Source organism: Tractidigestivibacter scatoligenes (genome assembly GCF_001494635.1).
GTDB lineage: Bacteria > Actinomycetota > Coriobacteriia > Coriobacteriales > Atopobiaceae > Tractidigestivibacter > Tractidigestivibacter scatoligenes.
In genome coordinates, this window is record NZ_LOJF01000001.1 from 421,020 (window position 1) to 441,625 (window position 20,606).

A 20,606-nucleotide genomic window follows, 5' to 3' on the forward strand; every position below is an offset into this window, starting at 1 on the left:
GCGGCATGGACTGGTACCCGCTCCTCAACTCAATGAGAATAGCCGCCATCTCCACGGTGGTCGTCTATCTTCTCGGCATCTGGCTCGCGGACGTGGTGGCGCGGGCGCCCCGGGTGGTGAAGGGCATCCTCGACGTGGTGCTCACGCTGCCCCTGGTGCTGCCACCCACCGTCGTGGGCTACCTCCTGCTGGTGCTTCTCGGCCCCAGGCGCCCCATTGGCGCCTGGGCGATGGGCGCCTTTGGCGTGAGGCTCACCATGACCTGGTACTCGGCCATCTTTGCCACCGTGGTGGTGAGCTTCCCGCTCATGTACCGCACGGCGCGCGGTGCGTTCGAGGGCTTTGACCAGAGCTTGGCCGACGCTGGCCGTACGCTGGGAAAATCCAATACCTGGGTGTTCTGGCGCGTCAAGATGCCGGCCTGCCGTCAGGGCATCATCGCGGGCTCGGTCTTGGCCTTCGCACGGGCGCTGGGCGAGTATGGCGCCACCTCGATGGTCGCGGGTTATACCCCGGGCTCTACCGCTACCGTCTCCACGACGGTCTACCAGCTCTGGCGTACCGGCGAGGATGGTCTTGCGTTCCAGTGGGTCCTCGTGAACCTGGCGATAAGCGCCGTGGTGCTTCTCGCCATGAACATGCTCGAGGCGCGTTCTCGCTCCGCCCGCGCGAGGGGGGCGGTCGCATGACGACGCTCGAGGTCGACATCACCAAGCGGCTCGGGTCCTTCTCGCTTGACGTCTCGTTTGCCATCGAGCGCCCGGACGAGATCATGGCGCTGCTCGGCCCCTCGGGCTGCGGCAAGTCCATGACGCTCAAGTGTATCGCCGGCATCGAGCGCCCTGACTCGGGGCGTATCGTGCTGGGGGGCCGCACGCTCTTCGATTCCAGCGCGCACGTAGACCTACCGCCGCAGCAGCGCCGCGTGGGCTACCTCTTCCAGAGCTATGCGCTCTTTCCCACCATGACCGTCGAGCAGAATGTGCGCGCCGGGGCGGCTGGCGCCACGCGTGAGGAGCGCTCGGCGCGTGCGGCAAGGGAGATTGCCGCCATGCGCCTGGAGGGCCTCGAGCACCGTAAGCCCGCCCAGCTCTCCGGCGGCCAGCAGCAGCGCTGCGCCATGGCGCGCATCCTCGCGAGCGACCCGGAGCTCATCCTGCTTGACGAGCCCTTCTCGGCGCTCGACGGGTACCTGCGCTGGCAGCTGGAGCTCGAGCTGACGGATGTCCTGCGCGGGTTTCCCGGCGGGGCGGTCTACGTCTCGCACAACCGCGACGAGGTCTACCGCATGTGCGACACGGTCTGCGTTCTTGACCGCGGTCGCTCGGACGCCAAGGTGGGCGTGCGCGAGCTCTTTGCTTCTCCGGCAACGCTGGCGGCGGCCCTCATCAGCGGCTGCAAGAACGTGAGCCGAGCGCGGGTGGCGGGCCCCGGCTTGCTTATGTGCGACGACTGGGGCGTCACGCTGGAGACGTCGCTTCCCGTGTCCGAGGGCGTTACGCACGTGGGCATACGCGCGCACTACTTCCAGGCGCATGCGGCAGGCGACGGCGCTGCGAGCGCCGCTGGCGGGAATGCGATTCCCTGCACCGTTGAGCGGGTGATAGACTCGACGTTCTCGACGATCGTGATGGCCCGCACGCCCGGTGGCGCCTCACTTCGCTACGAGTGCGAGAAGGACGCCTGGGCTGCGCTTGGCAATCCCGCGCAGCTGGTGCTTGTGGCGCCGCCCCAGACGGTCATGCCGCTTGTCTCGGCGGGTAACGGCGAAACGCCTGACGCAATTACTTTGGACAACACAGGGAAGGGAGGCGCGCCTCGTGCGTGACGATTACGGCCGCGACATACGCTACCTGCGCCTCTCGGTGACCGACCGCTGCAACTGCCGCTGCGTCTACTGCATGCCTGAGAATGGCGTGCCCATGCTCTCGCACGCAGACATCCTCTCCTTTGAGGAGATGCGCGACATTGTGGCTGCGGCTGCGTCACTGGGAGTGCGCAAGGTGCGTCTTACGGGTGGGGAGCCCCTGGTGAGGCGCGGCATTGTTGACCTTGTGGGCATGGTTGCCTCTGTGCCGGGCATCGACGAGGTGGACATGACTACCAACGCCACGCTGCTCGCGCCCATTGCTGGCGACCTGCGTGCCGCGGGGCTTACGCGCCTCAACGTGAGCCTGGACACGCTTGATGCCGCGCGCTACGAGGCCATCACGCGGCGTGGTTCGCTTGCGGACGCACTTGCCGGTCTCGAGGCGGCCCGCGTTGCGGGCTTCACCAACACCAAGATTAACTGCGTGCTTGTCGGCGGTGTGAATGACGATGAGCTGCGACCGCTGGCCGAGCTTGCGCGCGACCGCGACCTCACCGTGCGCTTCATCGAGCTCATGCGCATGGGGGAGTGCGCCGGCTGGCCCAAGGGACGCTTTGTCTCGGCAGATGGGGTCCTTTCGGCCGTGCCGGAGCTTGCGCCGGTGGGCGGCCAGGGCGTCTCGGAGCTCTACCACGCGCCGGGCTGGAAGGGCAACGTGGGTCTCATCCGGCCCATGACCCACCGGTTCTGCGGCAGCTGCGATCGCATACGCGTGACGGCGGACGGGCGTCTCAAGCCCTGCCTGCACTCCGCAACTGAGGTCAACCTGCGCGGCCTTGTGGGCCAAGAGCTGGTCGATGCCATGCGCGCGGGCATTGCGGCAAAGCCGCGCGGGCACAGGATGGATGACGGGCGCGCAAGCGATTCGCTGCGCGCCATGAACGAGATAGGGGGATGAGCCATGGGGCTCACGCATTTCAACGAGGAGGGCCGCGCCCGCATGGTGGACGTGTCCGATAAGCCAAAGACCCAGCGGGTGGCCCGTGCCGCCGGCAAGGTGCTCATGCGGCCAGACACGCTGGAGCTTGTGCGCACGGGCGGCGTGCGCAAGGGAGACGTGCTTACCGTGGCGCAGGTTGCGGGCATCATGGCTGCCAAGCGCTGCTGGGAGCTGGTGCCCATGTGCCATCCCGTGCAGCTCACGGGCGTTGACGTCTCGTTTGCGTACGAGGAGGACGGCATAGCGTTTACGGCAACCACGCGCTGCTGCGGCGAGACGGGCGTTGAGATGGAGGCGCTCACGGCGGCGTCCGTTGCCGGCCTCACCATCTACGACATGTGCAAGGCCCACCAGCGTGACATGGCGATCACCGAGGTGCGCCTGCTCGAGAAGGACGGCGGCAAGTCCGGGCACTTCGTGCGCGCCGAGGGGGACGACCCCACGGCGCCGCTGGATGCGTCTACGGCTGCGGCGCCCGCCGCGTCGGAGCTGCCGCACGGCACCGTTGTTGCCACCTGCATCTCGGAGAAGAAGGGTACGCGCAAGCATCCCGTCGACTCTATCGAGCTTGTGGTGGGCAAGGGCATCGCCGGCGACGCCCATGCCGGCACCTGGCACCGTCAGGTGAGCCTGCTGGCAAACGAGTCCGTGGACCTCATGCGCGCAAAGGGCATCGACCTTGCGCCCGGCGACTTTGCCGAGAACGTGCTCACACGCGGGATTGATGTGAAGAGCCTGCCCGTGGGCACCACCGTGGCCATGGGCCCCGCGCGCATGGTGGTGACGCAGATTGGAAAGACCTGCCACAACGACTGCGAGATTCGCCGTCTTACCGGCATGTGCGTCATGCCCACCGACGGCATCTTCTGTGTGGTGACGCGCGGCGGCATCGTGCGCGCCGGCGACGAGGTTCGTGTGATGGGGGAGGACGAACTGGCATGAAGCTTGTGAGAACCGAGGACGCCATCGGGCACGTTCTGTGCCACGACATGACGCAGATTCTGCCCGGCGATGGCAAGGGGTCGCCGCGCTACAAGGGGCCGCGCTTCAAGAAGGGGCACGTGGTCACCGCCGAGGACGTGCCTGTGCTGCTCTCGATGGGCAAGGAGCATCTCTACGTGTGGGAGGCCGGCCCTGGCATGCTGCACGAGGATGACGCAGCGCGGCGCCTGGCGGCACTCTGCCTTGGGCCGGGCTGCGTTGCCGCCGGCGAGCCCCGCGAGGGCAAGATCGGCATCAAGGCGGAGCATGACGGCGTGTTTCTCGTCGATTCCGAGCGCCTTGTTGCCGTGAACGACTGCGAGGAGGTCATGGTGGCCACCCGCAAGGGAGGCTTTGCCGTTTCTGCGGGCGACGACCTGGCTGGCACGCGCGTGATTCCGCTCGTGGTGAAGGAGTCCGTGGTCGAGGCGGCGGAGCACGCGGCAGACGTCGAGAAGAACGGGCCGCTCATGCGCGTGGAGCCGTGGCGCCTCAAGACGGCGGCCATTATCGCCACAGGCTCCGAGGTGGCCAAGGGCCTCATCGAGGACCGCTTTACGCCCGTGGTCGAGGCCAAGCTCGCGCGCTACGGCATTGCCACCACCTGGCATGCCACGCCTGGTGACGACATGGATGCCCTGGTGGCGGCCATAAACGATGCTCGCGCTGCTGGCGTTGACATGGTTGTGTGCACGGGTGGCATGAGCGTTGACCCCGATGACAACACCCCTGGCGCCATCAAGCGCGCCGGCGCGCGCATCGTGACCTACGGGGCTCCGGTCCTTCCCGGAGCGATGCTCCTGGTGGGTTACTTTGACGAGAAGGACGCGGAGGGCGAGGCCCGCACGGTGCCCGTGGTGGGGCTTCCGGGTTGCGTCATGTACAACGCGGCCACGGTCTTCGACCTGGTGCTGCCTCGCCTTGTTGCCGGTGTGGAGGTACGCCGCCGCGACCTGGTGCAGATGGGCGAGGGCGGTCTGTGCCTGCACTGCTCGCCATGCACCTTCCCCGTGTGCCCGTTTGGAAAGTAGGAGACATGAGCCACAGTGAGACAAACAAGCCGCAGGTCACAGAAGGTGAGTCCTACACCGCGGCGGTGATTACCGTGAGTGACCGCTGCTCGCGCGGCGAGCGCGAGGATGCCTCTGGCCCCGCGCTCGCGGAGCTTCTCGGCGAGAAGGGCTACCGCGTTGTCTCTACGAGCGTGGTGCCTGACGAGCGTCCGCAGATCGAGGCCGCCATCCGCGAGGCCGCTGCTGCGGATGTGGCGCTCGTTGTCACCACGGGCGGCACGGGCTTCTCGCCGCGAGACGTGACGCCTGAGGCTACCGCCGCAGTGTGCGAGCGCATGGCGCCCGGCATTCCGGAGGCCATGCGAGCCGCTTCGATGGCCATCACGCCGCACGCTTGCCTCTCGCGCGAGGCGGCGGGCATCCTGGGGGGCACGCTCGTGGTGAACTTGCCCGGTAGCTCCAAAGCTGCGTGCGAGAACATCTCTGCGGTGATTGGGCCCATCGCGCACGGGCTGCGTATTCTGCGCGGAGGCCCCGCCGACTGCGCCACGGAGCGGGGCTAGCCTCTTCGCTCCCCCGTAGTCCCTTCGCTCCCGTAGTCCCGTTTCTCTCCTCTTCCCCTCCGTTCTTTAGCGGTATTTGTGAATTGTAAAGTTCGCCAACTGGGCAAACACAGGTCTCATTTCTCAAAAACCGCTAAAGAACGGAGGGGGGAGGGAGGCAGAGACGAGAGGGGCCTACTTACAGGCTCCGGACGTCTTCCCTGATGAACGTCCCCTCGTCGAGGTCGCGGAAGGCCTGCCGCAGCTCGGCAGTGCTGTTCATCACGATGGGCCCGCCCCATGCTATGGGCTCGCGCAGGGCAACGGAGCTCATGAGCAGCACCACCGAGGGCTTCTCGTCTGTGGCGGTGATGCCCACGCGGTCCCCTTCCACAAGCTTGACCGCGGTCTTCTCGCCCAGCGGCAGGCCGCCGATGAGCGCGGGCCCCTCGAGCGTGAACGCCAGGACCGAGCGGTCCTCGTCTACGGGAATCTCGACACTGTGGCCCGCCTCCACGGTGAGCTCGTAGTAGTCAAGTGGAAGGTGGCTGCCAACAAACCCCTGGTGGGACTTGCCATTCTCGTCAACATAATACCCGGCGAGCAGCCGCAGTACAGCACCGTCAAGCGGCACGGACTCGATGGCGTCGCACTTCACGGCGTGGTAGGTGGGCTGCGTCATCTTCTCGGCGGCGGGGAGGTTGAGCCACAGCTGCACGCCAAGCAGACGCCGTGCGGCCGGGATGGTCTCCTCGTGCTCCACGCCCGAGCCGGCGCACATCCATTGCACCTCGCCCGAGGTCACGGTGTCCTCGAATCCCATGGTGTCTCGGTGGTGCATCGCGCCTTCGCGCAGGTAGCTTACGGTCTCGATGCCGCGGTGAGGGTGGAGTGGGAATCCTGCGGTGTAGTCGTCCGGGTTGGTGCTGTCAAACGAGTCCAGCATGAGGAAGGGGTCAAAGTCACGTGCGGTCTGGTCACCCAGTACGCGTACGAGGCTCACTCCTGCGCCGTCCTGCGTGCGGTACCCCTTAACGACGTTGGCTGCATGCCTGAGCATGGGTTTCTCCTTTGATTGGCCGTGGTGTGGCTTTGGTCATCGGGGGCCTTATACCCTACTTGCACAGTAGCATTTACGAGAACCGCAAGGGTGGACGTCGCAGGAGGATGGGTGCTGCAGGTGAGGCCTGCCGCCGGAATCCGTTGCCGAGAAGGGCCCGCTAGCCCCACAGCGTATTGGCGGCAAGCCGAGAGAGCACCGCGCGGACGCGCGCGAGGTCTGCAACGGGAACGTGCTCGTTGGGCTTGTGGGCAACTTCGAGACTGCCCGGCCCGTACGAGAGGCACGTGGGGTTCCCGCAGGTACCCGCCACCACGGCAGAGTCGGTGTAGCCGGTGAAGACGTCCGTCGCCGGCGTCTCGCCCCATGCCTCCTCGCTTGCCCGCGCAAGGGCCGCAAGCAGCGGCGATGCGGGGTCAAGCTCGATGGGCGGCCTGTCCCCGGTGCAGCGCACGTCCGCATGAGCGCCAGGCACGGCTGCCTCTGCCGCGGAGCAGGCATCGCGTACGATCTTTTCGGCATCCGAAGAGCCCGTGGGCGGCACCAGCCGCATGTCGATGGTCACGTGGCACTCGTCGGGCACCACATAGGGGCTGTAGCCGCCTTTTATCTGCCCAAACGTGACGGTTGAGCGGCCAAGCTCGGGGTGGGAGGGCAGTGCCGCAACAGATCCGCGGATTCGGCAGACGGCCTCTGCCAGGGCGGCGATGGCGTCTGCGCCGCGCCAGGGCGTGCTGGCGTGCGCGGTAACGCCGTGCATGTCGATGACGTACCAGGTGCGTCCCTTGTGCGAGCCACGCGCACGGCCGTCGGTGGGCTCGGTGTCGAGGACCCAGCCGGTGGCACCCAGCCAGCCGGCGCGGATGGCGGCCTCCGAGCCGCGCATCTCGTCCTCCTCGTCCACGGTGCACACAATCGCCAGCGAGCGCCCAGGCAGGCTCCCGCGCCGACCAATCTCGTCAAGCGCATCCGAAAAGGCGAGAAGCGCGCAGGCCAGACCACCCTTCATATCGCACGAGCCGCGGCCATAGAGCTCGCCATCGCGCAGAACGGGCGAGAAGGCCGGCGTGTCCTCGCTCCAGCCGGCGCCCACGCGCACGGTGTCCATGTGGCAGAGAAGGGTGAGGTCAGCAGGACCGGCAGAGGCGTCGCTCGTTCCTTCCGCGGGAATGAGCGCTCTCAGGCAACGGCGTCCCGGCAGCGCCTCAAGCTCCTCGATCCGCACGGATTCGGCAAGGCTGCCGGCGCGCTTGCGACGTTCCTCAAGCAACGTGTGCACAAAGTCCTCGATGTGGCCCTCAAAGGCACCGGGGTCTGTGCTCTCTATGCCCACGAGCCGTGACGTGAGCCCTGTTGCCTCGTCGTCATTGCGGCACTCGTTGGACATGTACCTACTCCTTCTTCTGTGCCTTGGCCTCGTCCATGTAGCTGTACAGCGTGTACTTAGAGATGCCAAAGTAGTTGCATACCTTCTGTCCCGCCTTGGTGATGAGGAACGCGCCGGAATCGTTGAGGAAGCCGATTGCCCTGACCTTGTCGTCCCTGGTCATGAGGGCAACGGGCTTGCCCACAAGCCGCACGCTCTGGTCGATAAGCTCGTCGAGAAGGTCGTTCACGTTGTGGGGGATGACATCAGGCTCGTCCGTGGCAGGGGTGGCAAGCGAGGTGAAGTCCTTGAGCATGTTCTGCAGCGCCATGATGGGCGTGGAATCGTAGTTGATGGCGAAGATCGCCACGGGCTTGCCCGTCTCGTCGCGGAAGAAGACCGTGCTCGAGCGCAGCTCGCGACCGTCCTCGGTGCGCGTGTTGTAGGCAAAGTGGTCCTGGAGCTTGTCTGGGTCTGAGCTCAGGGCCTTAAGCACCACGTTGGAGGGGCCATCGCCGAGCTTTCTGCCAGAGACCTGGCCGTTCTCTATCGCGACGATGGTGCTGTCCGGATCCTTGGACTCCAGGTCGTGGACAACGACCTCGCAATTGCTGCCAAACTGTGCGGCAATGCCCTTTGCAAGGCGAGAGAGAAACTCGACCTCGGACTTCTTCATGATTCCTCGATCCCTTTCTGGCGGGCCCGCTCAGCCGAGGCGCATGAGTTTCTAGCGCACGGGCGCGGGCTGCATGGCGCAGTCATCTACATGGGCGGGGAAGCCAACAGTTAGAAAATACTAGCACCACGAGGGGCTTATTGAATGTAAGGGAACGCCCGTTTCAACGTAAACGCTTACGAACGCGACATGATGTTGTCCAAGAGCGGCATCATATCGTCCTTCCGCTTATTACCACCATGGGTTCCTCTGCCGTTGCGCCATAAACAATTCCCAGCTCATTGGTATTGTTTTATCAAAAAGGCGTGCAGGCTTGGTCGACCGGCGCGTCTACGTTAGTTTTCTCAAAATATAACGTTACCGTCCACACCGGCAATCGACCGTACGCCGATGTTCTCCAGACCGCGACGAGCAGGACGCCAATTTGAAGCAAAATATTTGTTAGGTTGTATTACAAGTAGTGCGAAGATTCGCCAATACGGTGATTTGCAGGGAGAGGCCAACGGGGAAGGACCTTGTACCTGCGCTTCGTTTGCAGCTGGGTAGTCGGGTGCCCATGCGGCGCAATCGCGTTCGCGCAACGCCCGGCCGTCGCGGCATGAGAGGGCCGCGATGAACACAGGTTGGGCCGTAGCTGATCTGCGGCATGTAGCAAGGAGGAGAGGTCCTATGCTACTTGTTGGAAACGGTCGGGTCGTAACCAGGGACCCCCAGGTGCCCTTCATCGAGGATGGTGCCGTTGTCATCGACCACGACAAGATCGTGGCAGTTGGCACGCGTGCCAAGATGGATGCCGCCTACCCCACGGCAGAGTTCATCGATGCCCACGGCGGCCTTATCATGCCCGGTCTTATCAACTGCCACACCCACATCTACTCCGGTCTGGCGCGCGGCCTTGCCATCAAGGGCTGCAACCCCACCAACTTCCTCGAGAACCTCGAGCAGCAGTGGTGGAACATCGACCGTCACCTCACGCTCGATGGCACGCGCGCCTGCGCGTACGTGACCATGATGGAGTCGTTCCGCAATGGCGTGACCACCATCTTCGATCACCACGCAAGCTTCCGCGAGATCCCCGGCTCCCTCTTTGCCATCAAGGACGTGGCGCAGGAGATGGGCATGCGTGCCTGCCTGTGCTATGAGGTCTCTGACCGTGACGGCAAGGAGAAGCTCGATCAGTCCATCCAGGAGAATGCCGACTTCGCCCGCTGGGCGGCCACGCAGGACGATATGATTGCTGCCATGTTTGGCGGGCATGCCCTCTTCACGTTGCCGGACGAGGCGCTCGACCGCATGGTCGAGGCGAACAATGGCCTCACCGGCTTCCACATCCACGTGTGCGAGGGCATGAACGACGTCTACGACTCGGCCCAGAAGCACGGCTGCACGTCGATTCACCGCCTCCTCGACCACGGAATCCTGGGCGAGAAGACCATGCTCGGCCACTGCATCCACATCACCCCCGCCGACATGGACGTTGTTGCCGAGACCCACACCAAGATCGTCAACAACCCGCAGTCCAATGCCAACAACGCCGTGGGCACTGCCCCGGTGCTCGAGTTCTTCAAGCGTGGCATCACCGTGACCATGGGCACCGACGCCTACACCCACGACATGCTGCAGTCCCTCAAGGCCTTCGTGCCCCTGCAGCGCCTCAACTCCGCGCTGCCCAACGTGGCCTGGGGCGAGGCCATGACCATGCTCTTCAAGAACAACGCCGAGGTAGCCAACATGTACTTCGCCTCCAAGCCGCAGGGCAAGCCCCTGGGCGTGCTTGCGCCCGGTGCCGCCGCGGACGTCGCCGTGTTTGACTATCCGGCGCCCACGCCCATTGGCGCGGAGAACATCGACGGCCACATCCTCTTTGGCGTCGAGGGCCACGACTGCCGTACCACCATCGTGAACGGTCGCGTGGTCTACCGTGACCGTGAGTTCACGGACATTGACAAGGATAGGATTGATGCCTTTGTGCTCGACCAGTCCAAGAAGCTCTGGGGAGAGCTCAACGACCGCGAGTACTAGGCACCTTCCCGGCAGCGGCGCTCCAAAGCCGCCACTGCCACGACGTGCGCGGATCCCGTGGCGCCGCGCACGCCTCACGTCCCCACGGAAATGCGTTTCTGGAGAGGAATCGCAATGAGCGACATCATGCGTCCCATCCCGTTCGACCAGCTCATGGACTGGATCCTTACCGAGAAGAAGACCCAGGGAACCATCTTTGGCGAGTCTCGTCTCGCCAAGCTCGGCGGCCACGCCCGTCCCATCTTTGGCGAGAAGGTCGAGTCGCCCGTTGGCCCGGCTGCCGGCCCCAACACCCAGCTCGCGCAGAACATCATTGCCGCCTACGTCACCGGCGCTCGCTTCTTCGAGCTCAAGACCGTCCAGAAGATGGACGGCGCCGAGCTCTCTGCCTGCGTGAACAAGCCCTGCATACTTGCTGCCGACGAGGGCTACAACTGCGAGTGGTCCACCGAGCTCACCGTGCCCGGCGCCTTTGACGAGTACGTCAAGGCGTGGGTTGCCTGCAAGCTCCTTGCCCAGGAGTTTGGCTTTGGCGACCCCGATGGCTTCGTCTTCAACATGTCGGTTGGCTACGACCTCGAGGGCATCAAGGGCGAGAAGGTCGACACCTACATCAACAACATGAAGGACGCCTCCAACACCCCTGCCTTCCAGGAGGCCATTGCGTGGGCCAAGGCCAACCTCGACCGCTTCCAGCACGTTGACGCCGCGTTTGTCGACTCCATCTCGCCGTGCGTCTCCCGCTCCGTCACCGAGTCCACGCTCCACGGCTGCCCGCCGGCCGAGATCGAGCGCATCGCGACGCACCTCATCACCGAGAAGGGCCTGAACACCTACATCAAGTGCAACCCCACGCTTTTGGGGTATGAGTACGCACGTAAGACGCTCGACTCGCTGGGCTTCGACTACATCGTCTTCGACGAGCATCACTTCAACGAGGACCTGCAGTGGGCCGATGCCGTGCCCATGCTCAACCGCCTCATCGCGCTGGCAAAGGAGCGTGGCGTCGAGTTTGGCGTCAAGCTCACCAACACCTTCCCGGTGGACGTCACCCGCTCCGAGCTGCCCAGCAACGAGATGTACATGTCCGGCCGTTCGCTCTACCCGCTCACCGTCTCGCTTGCCAAGCGCATCGCCGACGAGTTCGACGGCAGCCTGCGCATCTCCTTCTCCGGCGGTGCGGACGCCCTCAACGTTCGCTCGCTCGTCGATGCGGGCATCTGGCCCGTCACCGTGGCAACCACGCTCCTCAAGCCCGGTGGCTACCAGCACCTTGGCCAGATTGACGAGGCCCTCTCCGGCATCGACGAGAAGCCATTCTCGGGCGTTGACCCCGCCAAGGTTGCTGCCATCGTGGACGACGCTCTCACCAACCCCCGCTACCGCAAGCCCGTCAAGCCTACGCCCGAGCGTCACGTGGGCCACGAGCTGCCGCTCATTGACTGCTTCACGGCCCCCTGCCGCGAGGATTGCCCCATCGAGCAGGACATCCCCGGCTACCTTCGCGCCTGCGAGGAGGGTCGCTATGCCGACGCCCTCAACATCATCCTCGAGCGCAACGCCCTGCCCTTCACCACGGGCACCATCTGCCCGCACACCTGCGGCAACTCCTGCATGCGCAACTACTACGAGGAGCACGTGCACATCCGCGACTTCAAGCTCCTGGCTGCCGAGAAGGGCCTGGCAGAGGTCCTGCCCACGCTCTCTGTGCGCGGCAGCGTGACCGGTCGCAAGGTGGCCGTTGTGGGCGCCGGCCCTGCCGGCCTTGCTGCGGCATCGTTCCTCTCGCGCGCCGGCGTGGACGTTACCGTGTTCGAGCGTACCGGCCAGCTTGGCGGCATCGTCCGTCACGTGATCCCCGGCTTCCGCATCTCCGATGAGGCCATCGATCACGATGTTGAGCTCTGCTCGGCATACGGCGCTACGTTCAAGACGGGCGTCGAGGTCACCAACGCGCGCGACCTTCTCGACCAGGGCTTCACCGACGTCGTGGTGGCCATTGGCGCCTGGGCTCCGGGTCGTCCGGCCCTGCGCAGCGGCGAGGCGCTGGACGCCATCGACTTCCTACGCGATTTCAAGGAGGATCCTGCCCAGTGCAAGCTTGGGTCTGACGTTGTGGTTATCGGTGGCGGCAACACCGCCATGGACGTGGCCCGCGCCGCCAAGCGCGTGCCCGGCGTGGAGCACGTGCGCCTGGTCTACCGCCGCACCCGCCGCTACATGCCCGCCGACGAGGAAGAGCTCGTCATGGCGCTCGAGGACGGCGTGGAGTTCATGGAGCTCCTCTCGCCGGGCGACCTTGCCAACGGCACGCTGACCTGCGAGGTCATGCGCCTTGGCGCGCCTGATGCCTCTGGCCGTCGCGCTCCCGAGCCTACGGGCGAGACCGTAAGCGTGCCCGCCACCGCCGTCATCACAGCCGTGGGCGAGCGCATCGAACAGGGCCTCTATCAGGCAACCGGCTGCGAGCTGGACGAGAAGGGCCGCCCCGTGGTCTCGGACTCCCTCGAGACCAGCGTGCCGCACGTCTTTGCCGCTGGCGACGCTCGTCGCGGGCCCGCTACCGTGGTCAAGGCCATCGCCGACGCCATGACCGTTACTACCGCCATTGCCGGGGCCTCCTTTGACGCCAAGGGCGAGGCAAACGTTAATCCCTGCTACGAGGCGCCCCTTGCGTCCCGTGGCACCCTCGAGGCTGACGTCGCGTCGCTCGTCCACACGCGCTGCCTTGGCTGCGCCACCGTGTGCGAGACCTGCTGTGAGGTCTGCCCCAACCGCGCCAACGTTGCCATCCGCGTGCCCGGCATGCGCGAGCGCCAGATCGTCCACGTGGACGGCATGTGCAACGAGTGCGGTAACTGCGCCGTGTTCTGCCCGTACTCCGAGGGCAGGCCGTACCGAGACAAGCTCACTCTGTTCTGGAGCAGGGAGGACTTCGACAACTCCCAGAACGAGGGCTTCCTTCCCGTCGAGGGTGGCATGCTCGTGAGGCTTGACGGCACCACTGCGGTCTACGATGTGGATGACGTCACCTGCGGTCTTCCCGAGGCGGTGCGCGCCACCATCGTGGCGGTCCGTGACAGCTACGGCTACCTGCTTGCCAAGTAAGCGCGGAGCCACGAGAAACACACGGGCGGGGCGGCTGCGTGTCCGTCCCGCCGCAACGCATACGGGGGACTGAGATATGGCACGTAAGAGGGACATGGTCGCGGTTGTGAGGTGCGCAGGGGGACCCGCGCCCGACCGCTGTTCATATGGGTGCATTGGGTGTGGCGCGTGTGTTGCCGCCTGCCGCATGCACGCGATCGAGCTCAACGAGAACGGCGTGGCGCACGTGAACCGCGATGCCTGCATCGGCTGCGGCCTGTGCGCACGCATGTGCGAGCAGCACATCATCGACATCGTTCCGCGTCACCAGCGCATCCAGGTGCTCTGCTCCAACCACGAGATTGGTTCTGCGGTGCGCGCGGTGTGCCAGGTAAGCTGCATCGCCTGCGGTGCCTGCGAGCGGGCCTGCACGTCGGATGCGGTCCACGTGACCGACAACCTTGCGGTTATCGACCAGCAGGACTGCATCTCCTGCGGCATGTGCGCGTCCAAGTGCCCGCGCGGGGTCATCCACGATGTCTTCGGCGTCATTGCCAAGGGCCTCTAGGGAGGAGGAGAGATGGCAACCTACAGCTTCTATGTGAATGGTCGCGAGGTCACGACCGAGGAGAACAAGTCGCTCCTGCGCTTCCTGCGCGATGACCTGCATCTCACCTCCGTGAAGGATGGCTGCTCGGAGGGCGCCTGCGGTACCTGCACCGTGGTCATCGACGGCATTGCCACCAAGGGCTGCGTCATGACCACCAAGCTTGCCCAGGGCAAGCAGATCCTCACAGTCGAGGGCCTTACCCACGAGGAGCAGGAGGCGTTCGTCTATGCGTTTGGCGCCGTGGGCGCCGTGCAGTGCGGCTTCTGCATCCCCGGCATGGTGATGAGCGGTGCCGCCCTGGTGCGCCAGAATCCCAACCCCACCGAGGAGGAGGTCCGTTGGGCCATTCGCGGCAACGTGTGCCGCTGCACCGGCTACAAGAAGATCATCGAGGGCATCCAGCTTGCCGCTGCCGTCCTTCGTGGCGAGAAGCAGATTGACGAGGACCTCGAGCGCGGCGATGACTACGGCGTGGGCAAGCGCGCCTTCCGCGTGGACGTGCGTCGCAAGGTCCTGGGCTACGGCAAGTATCCCGATGACCTCGACGAGCGCGACTTCCCGGACATGGCGTACGCGTCTGCCGTGCGCTCCAAGTACCCCCGCGCCCGCGTCCTCAAGATCGACGCATCCAAGGCAGAGGCCTTGCCTGGCGTTCTTGGCGTCCTTACGGCCAAGGACGTGCCGGTGAACCAGGTTGGCCACCTCATCCAGGACTGGGACGTCTTTATCGCCGAGGGCGACATCACCCGCTTTGTGGGCGACGCCATCTGCCTGGTTGTTGCCGAGGACACCAAGACTCTCGAGCGTGCCAAGCGCCTTGTGCGCGTTGACTACGAGCCCCTCGAGCCCGTGCGCAACATCGCCGAGGCAAAGGCGCCCGATGCCCCAATCATCCACAAGAGCTTCAACGCCTTTGGCAACCTCGTTGAGCTGCACGACAACGTCTGTCAGAGCCGCCACGTCACCCGCGGCAACGCCAAGGAAGCCCTCGCGCACTCGGCGCACGTGGTCACGCACACCTTCGAGACTCCCTTCACCGAGCACGCCTTCCTCGAGCCGGAGTGCGCCGTTGCCATTCCCTACAAGGACGGCGTGAAGATCTTCTCGACCGACCAGGGCGCCTACGACACGCGCAAGGAGGTCGCCCACATGTTTGGCTGGGACAAGACCCCCGAGCGCGTGGTGGTCCAGACCATGCTCGTGGGCGGTGGCTTTGGCGGCAAGGAGGACGTCTCTGCCCAGCACCTTGCCGCGCTTGCCGCCTACCGCTTCAAGCGTGCAATCAAGTGCCGCTTCACGCGCCAGGAGTCCATCGACTTCCATCCCAAGCGCCATGCCATGCTGGGCACCTTCACCCTGGGCTGCGACGAGAACGGCAAGTTCACCGGCCTGGACTGCGAGATCAACTTCGACACCGGCGCCTACGCGAGCCTCTGTGGCCCGGTGCTCGAGCGCGCCTGCACCCATGCCGTTGGCCCCTACACCTACCAGAACACCGACATCCGCGGTTACGGCTACTACACCAACAACCCGCCCGCCGGCGCCTTCCGCGGCTTTGGCGTCTGCCAGAGCGAGTTTGCTCTCGAGTGCCTTATCGACCTCCTCGCCGACGAGGTTGGTATCTCACCGTGGGAGATTCGCTACCGGAATGCCATCGAGCCCGGCGAGGCGCTGCCAAACGGCCAGATAGCCGACTGCTCCACCGCCCTCAAGGAGACCCTGCTGGCGGTCAAGGATGTGTACGAGAAGAACGCAGACCACGCCGGTCTCGCCTGCGCCATGAAGAACTCCGGCGTGGGCGTTGGCCTGCCCGATGCTGGCCGCGCCAACATCCGCGTCGAGGGCGGCCGCGCCGTGATCTACTCGGCTACCTCCGACATTGGCCAGGGCTGCAACACCATCTTCCAGCAGGACGTTGCCGAGGCAACGGGCCTTCCCAAGTCTGCCATCGAGAACGGCGAGTGCTCCACCGAGGCCGCGCCGGACTCCGGCACCACCTCGGGCTCGCGTCAGACCGTCATCACCGGCGAGGCCGTGCGCGGTGCCGCCTTCCTGCTGCGCGACGCCATGCTTGCCGTCGAGCGCGGCCAGGAGGTTCCTGCGACCCCCGTGTGCGCCCATGGAGACGGCGCCACCATCGAGTACGACGATGACACCCCCTACGTGGACAACCACCCGGGCGACCTCACGGCCGGCCACGCCGTGGTGCCCCAAGACCCGGTTGCGGCGCTCGCTGCGCTCGAGGGCCACGAGTTCCGCTATGTCTACTTCGAGCCCACGGACAAGCTGGGTGCCGACAAGCCCAACCCCAAGAGCCACGTGTGCTACGGCTACGCCACCACCTGCGTGATTCTTGACAAGGACCGCCGTGTGAGCGAGGTCTATGCTGCCCACGACTCGGGCAAGGTCGTGAACCCCATCGCCATCCAGGGCCAGATCGAGGGTGGCGTCCTCATGAGCATGGGCTATGCGCTCACCGAGGACTTCCCGCTCAAGGACTGCGTCCCCCAGGCGCACTATGGCACCCTGGGTCTTCTCCGCGCCAACCAGATCCCCCACATCGATGCCATCTACGTCGAGAAGGAACACCTGCTCCCGGTTGCATACGGCGGCAAGGGCATTGGCGAGATTGCCACCATTCCCACGGCACCCGCCATCCAGAACGCCTATCACCGGGTCGATGGTGTGCTTCGTACCAAGCTTCCCCTTGAGGGGACGCCATATTCCCGCAAGAAGACGGCTGGCAAGGAGGCGGAAAAGTCCCGGTAACACGCGGATGCAACAATTCGTTTGCTCAACTGACGGTTTGATAGCGTTTGTCGGCGAAAGGCGGTAGGCATGGCCGAGTTGCTGAGAATGGAGAACATCAGCAAGCGCTTCGGTTCGTTCTACGCGAACAAGAACGTGACCTTCGACGTTCAGGAGGGGGAGGTGCACACCCTCCTGGGCGAAAACGGCGCAGGCAAGTCCACGCTCATGAACGTCCTCATAGGGCTTTACCAGCCCACCGAGGGCAAGATCTTCATGCACGGCAAGGAGGTGAGCATCTCCTCGCCGCGAGTGGCCGTGGAGCAGGGCATCGGCATGGTCCACCAGCACTTCATGCTCATCGATGACATGACGGGCCTCGAGAATATCATCCTGGGCGACAAGCGCCACAACTCGCCGCTTCTGCAGGAGGGCGAGGATCGCAAGACCGTTGAGGACATCATGGACCGCTACGGCCTTGAGATTGACCTCGACGAGAAGGTCGGCGACATGTCCATTGGCATGCAGCAGCGCGTTGAGATTATGAAGGTGCTGTTCCGCGGGGCAGACCTGCTTATCCTCGACGAGCCCACGGCCGTCCTCACCGACCTCGAGGTCGAGGGCCTCTTCGACATCATGCGTTCGCTCACCGCCGAGGGCAAGGGCATCGTCTTCATCTCCCACAAGATGCGCGAGGTCATGCGCATCTCCGACCGCGTCACAGTTCTTCGCCGCGGCGAGACGGTCGAGACGTTGCGCGTTGCCGACACCACCGAGCAAGAGCTCGCGGACCTCATGATTGGCCAGAAGTTCGTCGAGAACACCTACGAGAAGGTCACCGGTGCCACAAAGGACGAGTTTGTCCTCCAGAACGTCTCGTATCACCCCGAGATCAAGCATGGCGGCCTGAAGGACGTCTCGCTCACCATCCACAAGGGAGAGATCCTGGGTGTCGCAGGCATCGACGGCAACGGCCAGACGCCCCTGGCCGAGGTCGTGACTGGCCTGGTGAAGCCGGACTCCGGTAAGGTCATTGGCCCCGACGGAACCGAGATTGCGGTCTTCTCGCCCGAGACCTTCATCGATGCCGGCCTGGGCAACATCCCCGAGGACCGCAACAAGATGGGCCTTGTGGGAGACATGACCATCGCCGAGAACCTCGTGCTCAAGCAGACCGAGTCCGACCAGTTCTCACTCGGCCATGGCAAGTGGCTCAAGATGGGCGAGATTCACTCCTATGCTGAGCGCCTGCGCGAGGAGAACGACATCCGTTGCACCTCCGTTGACCAGACGGCCCGCAGCCTCTCCGGCGGCAACCAGCAGAAGGTCATTCTTGCCCGTGAGCTTGAGGGGCACCCCAAGCTCCTCGTGGCGGTCTATCCCACCCGCGGCCTGGACATTGGCGCCACCGAGTTCATCCACAACCAGATCGTGGCCCAGCGCGACGCCGGGTGCGCGGTGCTTCTCATCTCGGCAGACTTCGACGAGGTGCTCAAGCTTTCCGACCGCATCGTGGTGCTCTTCGAGGGCCAGATCATGGGGACGTACCCGGGTGCGAATCCTCCTATCAAGGAGATCTCGCTCGCCATGGCAGGAAAGTAGGAGGGGGTTAACGTGGCAAAGAAGGCTCTGAGCCCGGAGGAGCGCAGCGAGAGGCGCATGATGATCCTCACGCCGGTCGTCGCCGTGCTCCTGGCTCTGATCATCGGCGCAATCATCATCGCATGCCTGGGGAAGAACCCGCTCGAGGGCTATGCGGCCATGATCCAGGGTTCCCTGGGTGACGGCGCAAAGCTGAGCAAGACGCTCGAGCGCGCCTGCCCGCTCATCTTCACCGGCCTGTGCGCGGCGTTCGCCTACAAGTGCGGCGTCTTTAACCTGGGCGGCGAGGGACAGTTCATCATGGGTGGCTGCGCCACCGCAACGTGCGTGCTCGGCCTGGGGCTCGAGGGCCCTGCCGGCCTTGCGCTGGGGCTTCTCGCCGGCATCGTGGCTGGCGCCATCTGGGGGCTCCTGCCGGGCATCATGAAGATCACCCGCGGCCTCAACGAGATGATTACCACGATCATGCTCAACTACGTGGCCATGTACTTCATGGAGTACATCTACAAGAACGTCTACTCCGATAACGGCCTGCCCAAGACCATCGCCATTCCGCAGTCCGCGCGCCTGCCCGAGGTCTTTGGCACGCACGTGGGCGTCATTCTCGCCATCGTTCTGGGCATCTTCATCTGGTACGTCATCTTCCGCACGTCCTTCGGCTTCAAGATTCGCGCGGTTGGCATGAACCCCATCGCCTCGAGGGTCAACGGCTTCCCTGTGCGTCGCCTGGTTCTGCTCGCCTTCATCCTCTCGGGCGCCATTGCGGGCCTGGGCGGTGCCGTCGAGCTCCTCGGCAAGACCCCGTACCGCCTGGCCGATGGCTTTGGCTCGGGCTTTGGCTTTGACGGCGTGGCAATTGCCCTCATCGCTCAGCTCAACCCCATCGCTGCCATCTTCGTGGCGTTCTTCTTTGGCGTCCTCTCCACCGGCGGAACCATGATGCAGAGCGTCATTGGGGTTCCCACCGCCATCGTCGAGATCATCCGCGGCCTCATCATCATCTTCGCCGTCGCCGGCATGGCCGCCGTCAAGCTCCCCAAGATCAAGGCCTACGTCGCCGCAAGGCAGGACGCTAAGGCCAAGAAGGCCGAGGTGAACGCGTAATGGACTTCATGACTGCACTTCCCACCATCCTCAAGGCCATGACCATGGGCGCCGTGCCTATTCTGCTGGCGGCGCTAGGTGAGGTCTTCTCCGAGCGAGCTGGCCTCGTGAACATTGGCCTCGAGGGCGTTATGGCCATTGGCGCATTTGTGGGCTTCGCCGTTGGCAAGATGACCGGCAACCTCTGGCTGGGCCTTGTCGTTGCCATGCTCGCGGGTGTCCTCATCAACATGCTCTATGCGTTCTGCACGGTCACGCTCTGTGCCGACCAGGTGGTCACCGGTATGGCAATCAACATCCTGGCGCCGGCCATCGCGCTCTTTGGCTACAACCTCTTCGTCGGCTCCAACTCGGCCAACGCCACCGGCGACCAGATGGCGAGCATTGCCATTCCGGGGCTCTCGAGCATCCCCTTCATAGGCAACGCGTTCTTTAACCAGACGCTTCTTGCCTACCTGGCGTTTATCCTGGTCCCCCTGGTGCGCTACTTCTTCAAGCACTTCCGCGCCGGCCTCTCCTTCCGCTCCGTGGGCGAGAACCCCCACGCGGCCGAGACCCTTGGCATCGACGTCGTGCGCGTTAAGTACCTGGCCTGCATCGTCTGCGGCGCACTCGCCGCTGCCGGCGGCGCGTTCCTCACCCTGTGCTACACGCCCATCTACACCGACGGCATCGTGATGGGGCGCGGCTTCATCGCCCTGGCAACGGTAATCTTTGGCCGTTGGAGCGCGCTTGGCGTCCTGGGTGCCAGCCTGCTCTTTGGCTTCTTCGACGGTCTCAATGTGGCGCTTCAGGCTCAGTTCCAGTCTGCCCCGGTCATGTTCTTCAAGATGATCCCGTACATCTTCACCATCGTGGCACTCATCTTCTTTGGCTCCAAGCACGCCGGCCCCAAGGCAAACGGGCAGCCGTACTTCCGCGAGCAGCGCTAGTCCCCCAGAGGTACCCGGCCCGTCACCGAGGGGTGGGTGCCGCTTAGGTTACT

16 protein-coding genes are annotated in these 20,606 nt (G+C 64.7%); 13 read left to right on the plus strand and 3 right to left on the minus strand.

The window, feature by feature from the left end; all coding sequences use genetic code 11:
* The first annotated feature begins 5 nt into the window (after positions 1 to 5).
* Genes modB through AUL39_RS01940 form a run of 6 tightly spaced genes read left to right on the plus strand, consistent with a single transcriptional unit; the run spans position 6 to position 5,367 of the window.
* On the plus strand, positions 6 to 689 hold the full coding sequence (gene modB / locus AUL39_RS01915) for a molybdate ABC transporter permease subunit (RefSeq protein WP_059053036.1): 684 nt from the start codon (positions 6 to 8) through the stop codon (positions 687 to 689).
* Positions 686 to 1,828: a sulfate/molybdate ABC transporter ATP-binding protein gene (locus AUL39_RS01920; protein ID WP_059053039.1), complete on the plus strand. Its 1,143-nt coding sequence runs from the start codon at positions 686 to 688 to the stop codon at positions 1,826 to 1,828. Before modB ends, AUL39_RS01920 begins: the two co-directional genes overlap by 4 nt.
* Entirely contained in the window at positions 1,821 to 2,768 is a 948-nt protein-coding gene (gene moaA, locus AUL39_RS01925) for a GTP 3',8-cyclase MoaA (RefSeq protein WP_059053041.1), read from the plus strand. Before AUL39_RS01920 ends, moaA begins: the two co-directional genes overlap by 8 nt.
* A gap of 3 nt (positions 2,769 to 2,771) precedes the next feature.
* The gene (gene moaC, locus AUL39_RS11605) at positions 2,772 to 3,752 is read left to right on the plus strand and encodes a cyclic pyranopterin monophosphate synthase MoaC (RefSeq protein ID WP_059053042.1); all 981 of its coding nucleotides are present in this window, start codon (positions 2,772 to 2,774) and stop codon (positions 3,750 to 3,752) included.
* On the plus strand, positions 3,749 to 4,822 hold the full coding sequence (locus tag AUL39_RS01935) for a molybdopterin-binding protein (protein WP_059053045.1): 1,074 nt from the start codon (positions 3,749 to 3,751) through the stop codon (positions 4,820 to 4,822). The genes moaC and AUL39_RS01935 overlap by 4 nt, the downstream gene beginning before the upstream one ends.
* Before the next feature lie 5 nt (positions 4,823 to 4,827).
* On the plus strand, positions 4,828 to 5,367 hold the full coding sequence (locus tag AUL39_RS01940; RefSeq protein ID WP_059053047.1) for a MogA/MoaB family molybdenum cofactor biosynthesis protein: 540 nt from the start codon (positions 4,828 to 4,830) through the stop codon (positions 5,365 to 5,367).
* A gap of 178 nt (positions 5,368 to 5,545) precedes the next feature.
* Here the strand turns inward: AUL39_RS01940 and AUL39_RS01945 are convergent, their stop codons facing one another.
* The 3 genes from AUL39_RS01945 to AUL39_RS01955 form a co-directional block, all read right to left on the minus strand.
* Positions 5,546 to 6,406, minus strand: coding sequence for a pirin family protein (locus tag AUL39_RS01945; protein WP_059053049.1), 861 nt, complete (start codon positions 6,404 to 6,406; stop codon positions 5,546 to 5,548).
* Positions 6,407 to 6,566: 160 nt separating this feature from the next.
* Positions 6,567 to 7,793 (minus strand): M20 family metallopeptidase, encoded by a 1,227-nt coding sequence (locus tag AUL39_RS01950; RefSeq protein WP_082667179.1) that lies wholly within the window; start codon positions 7,791 to 7,793, stop codon positions 6,567 to 6,569.
* 4 nt (positions 7,794 to 7,797) lie between these two features.
* A complete protein-coding gene (locus AUL39_RS01955) occupies positions 7,798 to 8,448 on the minus strand; it encodes a helix-turn-helix transcriptional regulator (protein ID WP_174519236.1) in 651 nt (216 codons plus the stop codon).
* A gap of 669 nt (positions 8,449 to 9,117) precedes the next feature.
* Between AUL39_RS01955 and ssnA the strand changes: the two genes are divergently transcribed.
* The 7 genes from ssnA to AUL39_RS01990 all read left to right on the plus strand — a co-directional run bounded on the left by ssnA (position 9,118) and on the right by AUL39_RS01990 (position 20,553).
* Positions 9,118 to 10,470, plus strand: coding sequence for a putative aminohydrolase SsnA (gene ssnA, locus AUL39_RS01960; protein WP_059053055.1), 1,353 nt, complete (start codon positions 9,118 to 9,120; stop codon positions 10,468 to 10,470).
* Between the two features lie 114 nt (positions 10,471 to 10,584).
* Entirely contained in the window at positions 10,585 to 13,578 is a 2,994-nt protein-coding gene (gene ygfK, locus AUL39_RS01965; RefSeq protein ID WP_059053057.1) for a putative selenate reductase subunit YgfK, read from the plus strand.
* Positions 13,579 to 13,654: 76 nt separating this feature from the next.
* Positions 13,655 to 14,125 carry a 4Fe-4S dicluster domain-containing protein gene (locus tag AUL39_RS01970; protein WP_059053059.1) on the plus strand — a complete coding sequence of 157 codons (471 nt, stop codon included), beginning with the start codon at positions 13,655 to 13,657 and terminating at the stop codon, positions 14,123 to 14,125.
* Positions 14,126 to 14,137: 12 nt separating this feature from the next.
* Positions 14,138 to 16,936 carry a selenium-dependent xanthine dehydrogenase gene (xdh, locus tag AUL39_RS01975; protein ID WP_059053061.1) on the plus strand — a complete coding sequence of 933 codons (2,799 nt, stop codon included), beginning with the start codon at positions 14,138 to 14,140 and terminating at the stop codon, positions 16,934 to 16,936.
* Positions 16,937 to 17,005: 69 nt separating this feature from the next.
* On the plus strand, positions 17,006 to 18,517 hold the full coding sequence (locus AUL39_RS01980) for an ABC transporter ATP-binding protein (RefSeq protein ID WP_059053063.1): 1,512 nt from the start codon (positions 17,006 to 17,008) through the stop codon (positions 18,515 to 18,517).
* A 12-nt stretch (positions 18,518 to 18,529) separates the two neighbouring features.
* A complete protein-coding gene (locus tag AUL39_RS01985) occupies positions 18,530 to 19,621 on the plus strand; it encodes an ABC transporter permease (protein WP_082667180.1) in 1,092 nt (363 codons plus the stop codon).
* Positions 19,621 to 20,553: an ABC transporter permease gene (locus tag AUL39_RS01990; protein WP_059053065.1), complete on the plus strand. Its 933-nt coding sequence runs from the start codon at positions 19,621 to 19,623 to the stop codon at positions 20,551 to 20,553. Before AUL39_RS01985 ends, AUL39_RS01990 begins: the two co-directional genes overlap by 1 nt.
* Positions 20,554 to 20,606 lie beyond the last annotated feature (53 nt).